Annotated in this window: 12 protein-coding genes; 7 read left to right on the top strand and 5 right to left on the bottom strand. The window is 53.1% G+C overall.

What is annotated here, in order from left to right:
• Positions 1–53: 53 nt before the first annotated feature.
• Complete coding sequence (locus tag FE845_RS18765) at positions 54–3773, top strand: translocation/assembly module TamB domain-containing protein (RefSeq protein ID WP_265091976.1); 3720 nt, start codon at positions 54–56, stop codon at positions 3771–3773.
• Between the two features lies 1 nt (position 3774).
• On the opposite strand, the gene FE845_RS02495 is transcribed toward FE845_RS18765, so the two are convergent.
• From FE845_RS02495 to FE845_RS02485, 3 genes are read right to left on the bottom strand one after another with little or no spacing between them, the layout of a single operon-like run.
• Positions 3775–4464, bottom strand: coding sequence for an SIMPL domain-containing protein (locus FE845_RS02495; protein ID WP_200361595.1), 690 nt, complete (start codon positions 4462–4464; stop codon positions 3775–3777).
• A 30-nt stretch (positions 4465–4494) separates the two neighbouring features.
• Positions 4495–5226 (bottom strand): gamma-glutamyl-gamma-aminobutyrate hydrolase family protein, encoded by a 732-nt coding sequence (locus FE845_RS02490; RefSeq protein ID WP_200361594.1) that lies wholly within the window; start codon positions 5224–5226, stop codon positions 4495–4497.
• Positions 5219–6220: an amidoligase family protein gene (locus tag FE845_RS02485; RefSeq protein ID WP_200361593.1), complete on the bottom strand. Its 1002-nt coding sequence runs from the start codon at positions 6218–6220 to the stop codon at positions 5219–5221. The genes FE845_RS02490 and FE845_RS02485 overlap by 8 nt, the downstream gene beginning before the upstream one ends.
• Positions 6221–6450: 230 nt before the next feature.
• Between FE845_RS02485 and lexA the strand changes: the two genes are divergently transcribed.
• Together lexA and FE845_RS02475 are read left to right on the top strand one after the other, a co-directional pair.
• A complete protein-coding gene (lexA, locus tag FE845_RS02480; protein WP_200361592.1) occupies positions 6451–7059 on the top strand; it encodes a transcriptional repressor LexA in 609 nt (202 codons plus the stop codon).
• Between the two features lie 43 nt (positions 7060–7102).
• The gene (locus FE845_RS02475; protein ID WP_200361591.1) at positions 7103–7603 is read left to right on the top strand and encodes a cell division inhibitor SulA; all 501 of its coding nucleotides are present in this window, start codon (positions 7103–7105) and stop codon (positions 7601–7603) included.
• Positions 7604–7611: 8 nt separating this feature from the next.
• Here the strand turns inward: FE845_RS02475 and FE845_RS02470 are convergent, their stop codons facing one another.
• A complete protein-coding gene (locus tag FE845_RS02470; RefSeq protein WP_200361590.1) occupies positions 7612–7872 on the bottom strand; it encodes a hypothetical protein in 261 nt (86 codons plus the stop codon).
• A gap of 47 nt (positions 7873–7919) precedes the next feature.
• On the bottom strand, positions 7920–8420 hold the full coding sequence (locus tag FE845_RS02465; protein ID WP_200361589.1) for a DUF6586 family protein: 501 nt from the start codon (positions 8418–8420) through the stop codon (positions 7920–7922).
• A 178-nt stretch (positions 8421–8598) separates the two neighbouring features.
• Between FE845_RS02465 and FE845_RS02460 the strand changes: the two genes are divergently transcribed.
• The 4 genes from FE845_RS02460 (at position 8599) to FE845_RS02445 (ending at position 13402) form a co-directional block, all read left to right on the top strand.
• Entirely contained in the window at positions 8599–9957 is a 1359-nt protein-coding gene (locus FE845_RS02460) for a DUF1329 domain-containing protein (RefSeq protein WP_200361588.1), read from the top strand.
• Positions 9958–10046: 89 nt separating this feature from the next.
• Positions 10047–10400: an SOS cell division inhibitor gene (locus FE845_RS02455; RefSeq protein ID WP_200361587.1), complete on the top strand. Its 354-nt coding sequence runs from the start codon at positions 10047–10049 to the stop codon at positions 10398–10400.
• A gap of 71 nt (positions 10401–10471) precedes the next feature.
• Positions 10472–11923, top strand: a complete 1452-nt coding sequence (locus tag FE845_RS02450) for a sigma-54 dependent transcriptional regulator (RefSeq protein WP_200361586.1) — start codon at positions 10472–10474, stop codon at positions 11921–11923.
• A 240-nt stretch (positions 11924–12163) separates the two neighbouring features.
• On the top strand, positions 12164–13402 hold the full coding sequence (locus FE845_RS02445) for a sensor histidine kinase (RefSeq protein WP_200361585.1): 1239 nt from the start codon (positions 12164–12166) through the stop codon (positions 13400–13402).
• Positions 13403–13406 lie beyond the last annotated feature (4 nt).

Below are 13406 nucleotides of genomic sequence, written 5' to 3'. Positions count from 1 at the left end.
CAGATAAAAGTAATAACGATATAGATACCCCACAGCAGCCTAAACGCAAACCTATGGGGCGCGTTCGATTTTGGTTGCTGTTGCTTCTCGGTTTGCTTGTTCTTTTACCGATTGCTCTTGTCTCTGCGGTTTTGCTTGCCCTACGGTCAGAAACGGGCACCGCCTGGGTGATTGAGCAGGTGCCGGGGCTTGAGGCGGTAAACGATCATGGTTCGCTGTTTGGAACCTGGCAGGCAGATCGTATTAGGTGGCAAGGCTATGGGATAAGTGTAGCGATTGAAGCTCCGCTTATAGACTGGTCGCCCTCCTGCCTTTTTGATCTACAGCTCTGCCTTGAAACCCTACATTTGAAACAACTTGCCGTGAACATTCAGCCCTCGGAAGAAGAGGCGAGCGGTGGGGATATCAGCCTGCCGGGGTTTGAGTTACCGCTTGGATTGAGAATCAGCGATGTAAGGCTTGGCACGTTTACGTTTAATGGCAGCAAAGTGTGGGACAAGCTCGAGCTTGATGCAGACGGCTCCGGGGCCGATTGGCAGTTGGAGCGAGTCTATTATCAACTTGATGACTATACCCTAACCGCCTCTGGCCGCGTTGAGACGCGAAGAGACTGGCCAATTAACCTTGAAGTCAGTGCTTCTTTGCCGCCCCCCTATGGCAGTGACTGGGCTATTGATTTGGCGCTTTCCGGCAGTGTGCGAGACCTAACGCTTGCCGGCGAGAGCCGGGGTTATCTCAATGCCGCTCTGGAAGGCAAGGTGGAGCCTTTGGCCGCGAGTTTACCTGTGCGCATACGGGTTACGTCAAAATCTTTCCGTGCTGTGGAAACGCTGCCGGATACGCTGGTACTGAAAAACTGGTTTGCTGAGGCTGAAGGCAGCCTGCAGCGTGGGTTCAAAACCAAAGGTCGGGCTATCTTGCCGGGTACCGAAGGGCCGATCGAGCTCGCCTTAGAGGGTTTGGTTACAACCGCCGAGGCCCGGGGCATACGGTTGGAGCTCTCTGCAGAGGGCGAAGAAGACAAGAATCAGGCGGGCGGCTCAACCCGAAATGTCGTCGTAACCGGCACTACCCAATGGCAGGGCGGTCTGAGCGCGGAAGCGAACATACAGTTGAATCAATTTCCGTGGTATTCGTTAATTGCTGGTTTGGATGAACCGCCGGTTACCTTGCGTAGCCTGAATGGTGATGCCTCTTGGCGCGATGGGCGCTACCAAGCCAACCTGACCGCTGGCGTTGACTCCCCTCAGGGCAGTTCAGAATTGGCAGCATCGATTAACGGTGATGCCTCTCAGGCGCAGCTAACGAAGCTTTCAGCGGTAACCGATGCAGGCTCACTGACGGGGGATGGCGCTGTTAATTTCTCTGGGCCTTTGAGTTGGCAAGCCGCACTGGAGCTGGAGAACTTTAACCCGGGCTATTGGGTACCGGTTCTGGAGGCCAGCCTCAGCGGTGGCGTTACAACAAAAGGACAGCTCACCGATGGGCCGGTTCCCGCTATGGAGGCACGCTGGGACCTGAAGGGCCAGTGGCGCTCCAGCCCGACCACCATCGCTGGCCAGCTGGATACCGCAACCGGTGATTGGGTAGTTCCGGAATTAGAGTTGGTTATTGGTGACAACCGCGTTGAAGGCAGCGGCCAATGGGGCAAACAATTAAAAGCGGATCTCGACCTGAAGCTACCGGAGCCGGAAAAGATTTTACCGGGCCTTGGCGGGCAAGCTGACCTTCAACTTAGGCTCACGGGTACTCCCGAAGACCCACGTGGTGATCTCACTGCCCATACGACCGAGCTGCGCTGGCAGGATCTGTTGGTCGTTGAAACTCTGAATCTTGATGCTCAGCTGGAGTCCGGGTTCCGCCTCAACACTGAGGTGAACGGCAAAGGCATCACGGCAGCCGGACAGACTGTTGAATCGCTCACCGTTAAGGCTCAGGGTACTCAGGGTGATCACTCGGTGGCTATTGATGCCCAGCATCAAGACGCAAGGCTGCAGTTGGATTTCAAGGGGGCTGCGGGTGATGCCTGGGCGAGTTGGCGAGGTGAGCTTACACGAGGCGTTGTGGATGTGCCCGGCCAGGAGCAGAGTTGGGAGCTGGCATCACCTGCTGGGCTTGTTTATGGCGCAGACGGTGAACTCAGTTTTGCTGCCCACTGTTGGCGCTGGCAGCAAAGCTCAATCTGCGCTGATGATCAAACGCTGCTGCCAGTGCCGAGAATTGTTTACCGCATCGACAATTTTCCCACCACGGCTCTGGCACCGATACTGCCAGAGAACTTGCGCTGGCATTCCAGCATAAACGGCGAAATCGACTTCAGCTCTTCCGATGCGGGGCCGGATGGCCGCATAGCGCTTGATGCTGGCGAAGGACGTTTTGAGTTATTGCTGGATGGTGAATGGGAAACTTTGGGTTACGAGACGCTAACCACGGAACTGGATCTGAGGCCAGATCAGGCGGACCTCGCTGTGCGTTTGTCTGGGCCTGTACTTGGCGAGCTTTCGGTAGACATGAGTCTGGATCCGATGGCCGAAGATCGACCGGTTGAAGGCAAATTTAAGCTGGAAGGCTTGGATATTGCTCTGGCTGGCTTGTTTACCGGCCTTGAAGAAGTCGCTGGCGAAGTCAATGGCGAGGGCACCATTTCCGGGCCGCTAATGAAACCTGCGGTGAGAGGCGAGGTGGCTCTTACCAATGGGCGGGTGGTCGATCCGCGCTTACCTTTGCCCATGGAGGAAGTAACGGTCAGTGTTGAGCTTGACGGCTACTCCGCTGATATTCGCGGCCGCATCCGAAGCAATGCCCGCAGTGAAGCTGTTATTCGAGGTGAGGTTGATTGGCAAGGCGCTCCAGGCGGTGAGGTTCGCATTACCGGCGAACGGCTGCCTTTCAGTATCGAACCCTACGCACATTTGGAAGTGGCTCCAGACCTTACCATCGCATTCCGTGAAGGCGCGTTGAGTGTGGAAGGCAGGATTGAGGTACCCCGGGGTGATATTGAAATTGAAGGCTTGCCTGCGCAGGCGGTGTCGGTATCTGAGGATGAAGTGATTGTTGGTGTGGAGCAGCAGGAGCCACTTATACAGTCTCTGGAAATGGACGTTACCGTTGTAGTGGGCGAAGACCGGGTGAGCTTTGTGGCATTTGGTGTGACGGGCGATCTGGAGGGAACCTTGCGCATCCATAACGACATGGACACCAGAGGCACCCTGCAGTTGGTCAATGGCCAATACGAAGCTTACGGTCAGGAGCTGGAATTGCGGCGCGCGCGGTTGCTATTTGTTGGCAATCTGGTGCAGCCGTATTTGGATATCGAAGCCATCCGGCAGGTAGATACAGTGGTCGCGGGAATTCGCCTAAGCGGACCGGTTCAATCGCCTACAACCGAAGTGTTTTCCAGCCCGGACATGCCGCAGTCTGATGCCTTGTCTTATGTCATCCTTGGTCGCGCTCCCCGGGGCCAGAGTGATGATGGCCAGATGAGTCGCGCTGCTATTTCACTGGGCTTAACTCAGGTGAATAAGGTAACTGGCCAGATAGGAGAGGGCTTTGGTATTCGCCAGTTGACTCTAGAGGCCGAAGGTAGTGGCGATCAAACATCGGTGGTGGCCAGTGGCTACCTCACCGACGAGCTTAGTATTCGCTACGGGGTGGGAATTTTCGAGCCTATCAGCACGGTGGCACTGCGTTATGATTTGGGACGTTATTTCTATCTGGAAGCGGCCAGTGGCTTGGCCGCTTCTCTGGATATCTTCTACACGCGGGATTTTTAAATTAGTCGAGCTCGAACGTTGCGTTCACAGAGGCGTTGATTTCCCGCTCCCCCACGCTGGATATTGTATCTGAGCCGCCTCTGGCTTCAGCCGCCATCATCATCGGCACGGGGCGGTGGCCACCGTTAATGTTAAGCGACACAACATCGCCACAGCTCTGATCCACTTGTTTGGCTACAAACTCGCAACGGGATTTCGCATTGGCAATGGCCAGTGCCAAGGCTTCCTGTTCCATTCGTGTTTCCTCGGAATGGAAAAACTGATGGGGGCCGAGATTGTAATTCAGACCGAGCGATTGAGCTTGTTGCAGCAAAGGGTTGAGCAGTGAAAGATCCGAAATGCTGAAGCTAATGGTCTGTGAGGCAACGGCTCTTTTTTGCGGTTCTTTTCCTCTGGGTTCAGAGGGCAGGGTGCGGCTGTATAAGTTAACAGAGGCGTCGGAATATTCCTGAAGCTTGTGCCGGTACTCACTGATACCCTCGCGCCATTGATCCATCAGAGATGCAACTTGCTCGGTGGCTTTGCTGGGCTGTTCATGTTCTGCGCTGGCGGTAAATGTTAGGCGTGCGCTGTCGGGCTCATAGCGAACGGTGCCTTCGCCGGTCAAAGACACTTCGCCAGCCAACGCCAGACCTGGCACAAGAAGCGGTAATGCATAAAGGATATGGGTTTTCAGATGATTCTTTGCCATGCGATATTCCTCCCCTAAGCGGGTAAACGGTTAGGCCCTGCCGGGTAAAAACTCCAACCGGGCCAATTTGAATGAGAGGGCAGCCTCTAGAAACTGGCCGAAGATACGTCGATGCCCGCTATGGTAAAGCAGGTATTCGGGGTGCCATTGAAGCCCCATCAGCCACTGCCCACGGGTACTTTCAATGGCTTGAACAAACAGGTCGTTGTCCACCGCCGTTACTTTCAGGTTTTTACCTAGATTTTTGATTGTCTGGCTGTGTATCCGATTGGCACCGATTACCGGTGCTCCCATAAGTTTGCCAAGACGGCTTGTAGCGACCAGACGTACAGTCTGCATGGGTAACAACAAAGGGCGGTGTCGGGTATTAACCCGTAAAGGGGTCACGTTTTGGCACAGAGACCCTCCATGGAATATGTTGATGAACTGCGCGCCCCTACAAATGCCCAACACGGGAATACCTATAGCCTCTGCTTGTTTGAGCAGTAATTGATCAGTGGCGTCTCGTGCGCGGTCATAACGTGCGCTGACCTGCGGCTCCTGCCCATATAATTCCGGATGCACATGGGTGCCCCCGGAAAGCACTAAACCATCCAGCAATGATACATCCACACGCGCTCCGGGGCGGATGTAATAGGTGTGCGCACCTTTGAGCCGAAGTGCCAGCGCTATCAAGCGTTGCGCCACACGTTTTCGGGAAGGGCCACTAATGCCTATCGTTAGGCCGGGCAGACTGTCCTCGGGATTGCGTAGTTCAGACATAACCTTTGCTTTCGAGCCAGTTTTCCGAGGTTTCCTGCCAGCTATGGGTTAGATTGTGCAGGCTAATCTTCCGGCTTTCTCTGAATAAAGCGCGCAACTCCGAGAGATCCTCTGCATGGTTTGCGAGTTGCTCCACCACTACCCAGTCGTTCCAAACACTGGAAAAGTGCCATTTAGGATTATCAATGTCGCAATCCGGGAGCCGATAATGCAGCGTTGGCCTGCTTTTGATTCGCGGGTCTTCCACATATTGGTCGAGCAAGGGTTTGTCCAGATGGGCAAACAGCGGAAGAAGGTCCAAAGCGCGATTGCGAGTGGGGTTGTATTCAAGGTAATCAACCATCATCTGGCGTTGATCTGGTTCATAGCCATCCGCAACCAGCAAATCTGTATAACGGCTGCTCCAAGGCTCAATATAAGGTGTTAATTTTCTGCTGATATCCAGTTGATGGCGAGCCTTGAGCCAGTCGTACAGAACGGCAAATGCTTGGTAATAACGAATGAGCGTTGCGGGTTTTAGATCGGGTAATTCCGGATTAAGCTGTAAGCCGAACGCGAAATAAATCGCCTCCCTACTACCCAGCGCACCCGCTTTACGTAGCTCCTCAACCAGCGTTTCAATCTGATTCAGATCTGAAAACTTCACCGGCGGGCTGACAATCTCCAATGGCACAATCATCTCGGCGGCTGCGTCTATAACTTCCATCGCTTGCCCGCCAAGCTCTCGGATGGACTCGGGCAAACGTTCGTCCGCCAAATCAAGGTCTTTAATAGGGTCTGAATCAAGCTCGATAATAAAATCGCCTAAAGGCGTCTGAAGCTTGCTTACATAGCGGGACTCCGGTTTGGCCTCGCCTCCCAGCAACTTCCCAACCAGCTCAACGAGCTGCAGGTACCCCAGCCCGGATAACTCGATTTCCACCCCCACTCTGCGCTCGTTGCCGTCGGCGGTGTTCATTATGTCTGGCATTTTCAATGCGATAGCTTGGCTCATAAGACTCACTAATGCTGAATGTAAGATTTTTTTACTCTATCACACTACGTAAGTGCCAATAGTTAACGGCCCGCAAGAAAATAAGGCGCCTGTCTTTACACTGGATAAAACACTGTATATAGTCAAAACACTGTATAAACGAACAGGATGGCTCGTTTTACTGTATACGCCATCAGATATCAGTCCCGGCATGCACAAGCCCTGCATGCAGAAAGCGGAGCAGCGAAACAATGAAGCTGACAGCAAGACAAACTCAGGTACTGGACATTATTCGTCGATCGGTCGATGAAACCGGTTACCCACCTACACGTGCGGAAATCGCCACAGAAATGGGGTTCCGCTCGGCGAATGCAGCGGAAGAGCATTTGCGGGCATTGGCTCGGAAAGGCGCTATCGAAATGGTTCCGGGGGCCAGCCGGGGTATTCGTCTGCCAGATGTTGCTGAAGACCCCGGGTTGCCGGTGATTGGCCAAGTAGCTGCAGGCAGCCCGATTTTGGCTCAGGAGCATGTTGAAGACCACTGCACGTTGAAGCCCGAGTTTTTCTCCCCCTCCGCCGATTACCTGCTTCGTGTTAGAGGTATGAGCATGAAGGATATCGGTATTCTGGATGGCGACCTTCTCGCCGTGCACAGCACTCAAGATGTCCACAACGGCCAAGTAGTTGTGGCAAGAGTAGGGGATGAAGTCACAGTGAAACGGTTTAAAAAAGAAGGCTCGATGGTTTATCTGATTGCTGAGAACGAAGAGTTCGCGCCTATTGAAATCGACCTTAAAGAGCAGGAATTGTTTATAGAAGGGCTGGGTGTGGGTGTTATCCGACGGTCTGATCTGCACTGATCAGACCGGGATACCGACAAACACATTGAAAAACGGGTGACTTATGGAACAACTTAGCTTCAATCAGAACATGGCGTGGCAGCAAAGTGTTTTGCCCAGCCCGGTGCCGGAACATACAGCTCGAAAGCAGAGAACGGTCATTCGAGCTCGGCATACTTCTAATGTGGCAGACTCACAGCCGGCTGGCCCGGCTGGCAATGTTACGGAAATCATCTTGCCGGAAGGTCAGGTGGAAAATTTCCAGCTACTCTTGCCGATGTTGACCCAGCTCAATCAGGAGAAGCGTTGGCTGGCGTGGATCGATCCGCCCCAGGCACTCGTGAGCAAGTGGCAGAAAATGCACGGAATTGTGACTGGTGAACTTTTGGTTTTGCGCTCCACTGCGGAATACCCGGCGCGCCAGCTTGCAGAAATTGCCCTCAGTGCTGGAACCTGCCACGCAGTCGTCATGTGGACAGGTAAGCTGGGCAAAGCTGCGTTCTCCTCCTTGCAAAAAGCGGCTGCCGAAGGCAACAGCCACGGCGTAGTGCTCAGGCAGCGTTAAATGGCACTTTAGTGAAGTGTGTAAGCGGGCTGAGCGTCTGAAACGTCCAGCTCGTCATCTTCCCAGTCTATGTCGTGAGACACATTTCCAACCGCTTCAATGCCAGCAGCAATCATCGCCTTGGCAACAGCCATATCCCGGTTTTCCATCATTTCACGGGCTTCTGTTGAAAACGAAATGCGTACTAGAGGCGCGCTATCATCGTCAATGCGTCGCAGGGCGTAATCGCCGTTGTTCAATTGTACAATCTCGAAAAACGATGGTGACATTTCAATAACCTTTTAAGTTGAGAACCGAAAGCTGTGTACGTGAGGAATTACCACTCTCCGTGCTGTTCTTCCAAGTTGTCGGCAAACTGTTTCATGGCTTGCAGGGTTTCTCTGAGGGACTGGGCAGAGCGTTCAGGCCCTGCTTCTGCAGATACGGCAATAATATTCTCCGCGCTGACCGTCTTGCGCATGGCTGGCGGGTTGTTCTGCGCGGCCTCAAGTTGGTCAAGATGATTCCACCAGCTTCCGCTATTCTGCTCAAGCGCTAAAAGCATCTGTATTTCTGCGGTTTGGTCGCCAATCAAGTTTGCGAGCTCTGCTACAGAGGAAGGCGTCTCCGACCGCTTTTGATACAGTCTGGCAACCATTACGAGTAGCAACCGCCTTGCCCTTAGCAGTAACTCGATACAGCCTTGAGTTGCAGCCTCTTGCTGCAGCTTTTGTACCGGCGACGGGCTTGCATTAATGGGTGCCGGTGCGGGAGTATCTAGCAGTGTGCTGGCCAGAAACAGTTTTTGTGAAACCAGCGAATACCATTGAGAAGCCATCAAACGTCACCTTAAAGCAATCCGCTATCTTAACATTTTGGTTCGAAGATTTCTTTACCCCTTCAGTCTTGTCATTAGGTGACAATAAAACACAAACATTTTCTTGAAACGGGCGTTTGAATTTGGCAAAAAGTACATACTGATTATGGTTTCTTTGATTGTCTGGAGGATGTGAGGAATGCGGAGCCACTTTATCGCATGTATTGCACTGCTTTCGTTCGGATTTTCCGGGCAGGTTTTGTCAGCAGTGTCGGTTGCTGAGGCGCAGCGTCTAAAGCAGGACCTGACGCCGGTTGGTGCGGAGCGTGGAGCAAATGCTTCCGGCAGCATTCCCGAGTGGACAGGCGGGTTATCCGAGGCGCCTGCGAACTGGCGTAAAGGGCAGGTTGAAGTGAACCCCTTCCCGGATGACGAGCCACTGTTCGTGATCACTGCGGACAATATGCATCTCTATAAAGACAAACTGTCTGACGGCTCGCGCAAAATGTTGAGCCAATACGGTCCGAACTTCTTTATGCCGGTATACCAAACTCGACGCACAGCTGCGTTTCCGGAGCGTGTATATGAGAAGTTTTACGAAAACGCTCTAAGCGCGGAGGTATTGGATAACGGTAATGGTGTGCGCAAAACCATTACGACCAGTCCCTTCCCAATTCCGAAGAGTGGTCTTGAAGTCATTTGGAATCACATTTTGCGATACCGTGGTGAAGAGGTATCTTTTCGTAGCGGATCAGCGACACCTCAAGTAGACGGCTCTTACAACCCGGTTGTCACCCAGTACGATTATTACTTCGCCTACGGCAAACAAGGCGCTGAGCTTGAGGAAATCGATAACAAGATTTTCTATCTTAAAACCGATACGATTTCGCCATCTTCTATAGCTGGAACTATTACACTTGTGCACGAAACCTTGGATCAAGTGCGCTCACCGCGACTGGCGTGGCGCTATGATTCGGGCTCACGGCGTCTGAGGCGTTCACCGAATCTTGCCTATGAAACGGATCTGCCCAATTCTTCATCGCTGCGCTCGGTTGACCAGAAAGATATGTATAACGGCGCGCCGAACCAGTACGACTGGGAGTTAAAGGGCAAGCGTGAGCTTTACGTCCCTTATAACGCCTACATGCTGCACGATCAGTCGGTAAAGCCGAATGATGTTATCCGCGCAGGCCATATCAACCAGAAGCTGGCACGTTATGAGCTGCATAGGGTTTGGGTGGTTGAAGCAACCCGCCGTACTGGCATCAAGCACATCTACGACCGCCGGGTTTTTTATGTTGATGAAGACAGTTGGCAGATCCTGATGTCCGAAGAGTATGATGAGGCAGGCAATTTGTGGCGGGTATCAGAAGCCCACAACATCAGCTATTACAGCGTGCCAGCATTTTGGACTACCATGGAAATGACTTACGACCTTAAAGCGAAGCGCTATTACATAGATGGCTTGGACGATAACTACCCAGCCTATGATTTTGAGCCGGGCTACCGAGGCAATGAATTTTCGGCGTCCTCTGCGAGGCGCGCCGCCCGCCGCTGATACCGGTGTAATGGATGAGGTTGCCAGTGGTTGCTGGCAACCTATTAGGGTCGTCCGATTCTCAACACTTTCTGCAAGGACACTGCTTTATGGCCGACCCTCAAAACCCTTCCTCTTCTGAACTCCAAACCCATCTCGATAGTCTCGATGAGCTTATGGCAGAGCTAGGTGACGCCCTCCGCGATCAGGACTGGGATGCTTTGGTTCGCCTCAATGAGCAGATAAAGCCCCGAGTAGAACCCTTGATGACCTCGCTGGAAACTGGGCAGATTGATCCGGAGTTGGTGCGCACGCGGTTGGAAGAGTTGCGCCAGTTTATGGACGCAGCCGGTGAAGGCGCTACTCGCGCTAAGGCTGAAGCGGAACGGGCCTTAAAAGGGGTAAATCGCAATCGCAGTGCCGCCAAGGCATATCAGAACGTATCAACAACTCGACCAAAATAGCGTCATAAAATTGACTCTTTTGTGTTTACAGTCTTAAATACCGCTCACACACCCTAAAGAGATTCCTGTGAATGTCTAAAAACAACAAGGTGCTGGTGCTGAGTGAGGATGAATCTAGGCGCCGGGACATGGCGACCATTCTGGAGTTCATCGGCGAAGAGCAGGTCTTTGCTGGTAAGGAAGCTCTAGCGCTGCTCGAATCTGGCGATGAGGAAAGCCTCTCGGACATTTCCGTTGCTATCGTGAACGGTGAAGACTCGGGAGTCGCTGCCACTATCGAAACGGTTTGTAGAGCCGTCGAGGGCGTGCCCTTTCTATTGGTTGGTGACCCCGCGCTCAAAGGCCTGCCGGAGCAGTGTTCAGCCCGTATTATTGCCCGTATGGAATGGCCGCTCAACTATACCAAGTTTGTTGATTCCCTTTACCGTGCTCAGATATTTACCGATCAGTTCCGTCGCTCTAAAGAGCGTGGTCAGCAACGTGGCTTGCAGTTGTTCCGCAGTTTGGTGGGCACCAGTCGTAAAGTACAGCAGGTGCGGCAACTTATGGAACAAGTGGCCGATAAAGATGTAAGTGTGCTGGTTACCGGCCCATCCGGCACAGGTAAAGAAGTTGTTGCCAGAAACCTCCACTACCACTCTTCAAGACGTGAAAAGCCTTTTGTGCCGGTAAACTGTGGCGCGATTCCCGCAGAGTTGCTGGAGAGTGAGCTTTTTGGCCATGAGAAAGGTGCCTTTACCGGCGCGATAACGGCCAGGGTAGGGCGCTTTGAAATGGCTGAGGGCGGCACGCTGTTTCTGGATGAAATCGGCGATATGCCCCTCAACATGCAAGTAAAAATCCTGCGGGTATTGCAGGAGCGCACGTTCGAGCGGGTAGGCAGTAACCGGACAATTTCTGCAGATGTTCGTGTTATTGCTGCAACCCACAAAGACCTCGAGGAAATGATCGAAACCGGCGAATTCCGGGAGGATTTGTATTACCGGCTGAACGTCTTCCCCATTGAGGTTCCCTCGTTGCGGGACCGGGTAGAAGACATTCCGTTGCTGATTAATGAATTGATTTCCCGCATGGAAAAGGAAAAGCGGGGATCCTTACGAATGAATTCAGCAGCGATTATGAGCCTATGCAGGCATGACTGGCCGGGTAATGTGCGTGAGCTTGCGAACTTGGTGGAGAGGCTGGCGATTATGCACCCTTACGGCGTAATCGGCGTGCAGGAGTTGCCGAAGAAGTTTCGTTATGTAGACGATCTTGACGAGAACCGCCCGGTTGAGGATTCCGGGATGCCCTCTGGAATTCCGGGGTTGGTTGGGCTGGACGCGCCCGCTTTGCTGCCAGTTAACGGTATTGATTTGAAAGATTATTTGTCTGGCCTTGAACGACAATTGATTCAGCAGGCGCTGGACGAGGCTGGCGGGGTAGTGGCTCGGGCTGCGGAGAAGCTGCGGATTCGGCGGACGACTCTGGTTGAGAAGGTTCGGAAGTACGGGCTTCGGGAGGAAGAATCCGAGGGGTCCTGAGCGTTTGCGCGATGGCGTATTAAGCGCCTCTTTCTTGTGACAATAAGACGTCAAAGGTTTATAGCCTTTGGCGTTTTCTCGATTTTGGACGACGTAAAACCGTCGCCTACCTTTCTTTGTTTTTCTTAGTCATTGATTATAAATAACAATTCCTAGTTGGCACGGAGCTGGCTTAGTGACTTGCAAACGAATCATCCTAAGGGTGTAGCCCGCTGTTTTGGGTTAATCGGGAGTCAGGTTATGAGTCAGGCACAGTTTGTCATTCAGTCGGTGGAGCATGAGGCACAGGCCAATGCGGCAGCGGATGCTAACGATAAGGTTAGAGCGTTGTTTCCACAGCAGGATGATGAGGCGGTGGATTCTGCGTTGGAAATGTTCAACCAGATGTCGCGGCAGATTACCGATTCTTATCGCACGCTTGAGTCGCGGGTTAATCAGCTCTCTGGCGAATTGAGCCAGGAGTCTTTGCAGCGCCAACAAGAACTGGAAGAGAAAGAGCAACTGGCTGACCGGCTCTCTACTCTGCTAAAAGCGTTGCCCGCAGGCGTGGTTGTTCTGGATAGCCAAGGTGTGGTTACCCAGAGCAACCCGGCGGCCATCGCCTTGTTGGGAGAGCCGTTGGAAGGTGAGCGCTGGGTAGACGTAATTCGTCGTTGCTTCTCGCCGCGCCGGGATGATGGTCATGAGGTATCCCTGAAAGACGGCCGCCGAGTGAGTATTGAGATCCGGACCATGGAAAACCAGCCGGGGCAGCTGATTTTATTGACCGATCTAACGGAAACCCGTCACCTGCAGTCGCAGCTTGCACATGCTCAGCGGCTATCGGCCATGGGCAAGATGGTGGCCTCGCTTGCCCATCAGATCCGCACGCCTTTGTCTGCAGCCATCCTTTATGGCGGGCATTTAACGCAAGAAGACCTTGATGAGGAGATGCGCCAGCGTTGCGCCTCCCGATTGATGTCTCGCCTTACGCATCTGGAACAGCAAGTGCGGGACATGTTGATTTTTGCGCGGGGTGAAACTCGCCTGGCGGAAGAGTTGTCGGCAGATACCTTGGTTGTGGCTATTGAATCAGCGCTAGAAGGGATCAAACCAACCGCTGGCTCACATGTAATGTTAAAGAACGAGGTGTCAGCGGATTGCCGGTTGATGTGTAACCGGGATGCGTTGGTGGGAGCTTGTACCAATTTGGTGAATAACAGTCTTGAAGCCGGGGCTACGGCCGTGGCAATCCAAGCGACAGCGCAAGCGGGTGAGCTGTTTATTCGGGTAATGGATAACGGCCCGGGCTTCGCGAACGCGGAGGCAGGTCGGCTGTCAGAAGCTTTCTACACAACGAAATCCCACGGAACCGGGCTTGGGCTAGCGGTTGTGCAAGCTGTTGTGAAGGCCCATCAGGGACAGTTTTCTATTGAATCGCCAGAGCAGGGGGGCGCGGTTGCAACACTGCGTCTGCCGCTTATGCATAATAAAGTTTGATCGG

It is taken from the genome of Marinobacter sp. 1-4A (assembly GCF_016597725.1).
Classification (GTDB): domain Bacteria; phylum Pseudomonadota; class Gammaproteobacteria; order Pseudomonadales; family Oleiphilaceae; genus Marinobacter.
This window is presented reverse-complemented; position numbering and strand designations above follow the sequence as displayed.

Bases quoted from the DNA above. Each gene is read 5' to 3' on its own strand.
- FE845_RS02490 (WP_200361594.1), bottom strand. From the start codon at position 5,226: ATGTCTGAACTACGCAATCCCGAGGACAGTCTGCCCGGCCTAACGATA.
- FE845_RS02465 (WP_200361589.1), bottom strand. From the start codon at position 8,420: ATGGCTTCTCAATGGTATTCGCTGGTTTCACAAAAACTGTTTCTGGCC.
- FE845_RS18765 (WP_265091976.1), top strand. From the start codon at position 54: ATGGGGCGCGTTCGATTTTGGTTGCTGTTGCTTCTCGGTTTGCTTGTT.
- FE845_RS02475 (WP_200361591.1), top strand. From the start codon at position 7,103: ATGGAACAACTTAGCTTCAATCAGAACATGGCGTGGCAGCAAAGTGTT.
- FE845_RS02495 (WP_200361595.1), bottom strand. From the start codon at position 4,464: ATGGCAAAGAATCATCTGAAAACCCATATCCTTTATGCATTACCGCTT.
- lexA (WP_200361592.1), top strand. From the start codon at position 6,451: ATGAAGCTGACAGCAAGACAAACTCAGGTACTGGACATTATTCGTCGA.
- FE845_RS02460 (WP_200361588.1), top strand. From the start codon at position 8,599: ATGCGGAGCCACTTTATCGCATGTATTGCACTGCTTTCGTTCGGATTT.
- FE845_RS02485 (WP_200361593.1), bottom strand. From the start codon at position 6,220: ATGAGCCAAGCTATCGCATTGAAAATGCCAGACATAATGAACACCGCC.
- FE845_RS02455 (WP_200361587.1), top strand. From the start codon at position 10,047: ATGGCCGACCCTCAAAACCCTTCCTCTTCTGAACTCCAAACCCATCTC.
- FE845_RS02450 (WP_200361586.1), top strand. From the start codon at position 10,472: ATGTCTAAAAACAACAAGGTGCTGGTGCTGAGTGAGGATGAATCTAGG.
- FE845_RS02445 (WP_200361585.1), top strand. From the start codon at position 12,164: ATGAGTCAGGCACAGTTTGTCATTCAGTCGGTGGAGCATGAGGCACAG.
- FE845_RS02470 (WP_200361590.1), bottom strand. From the start codon at position 7,872: ATGTCACCATCGTTTTTCGAGATTGTACAATTGAACAACGGCGATTAC.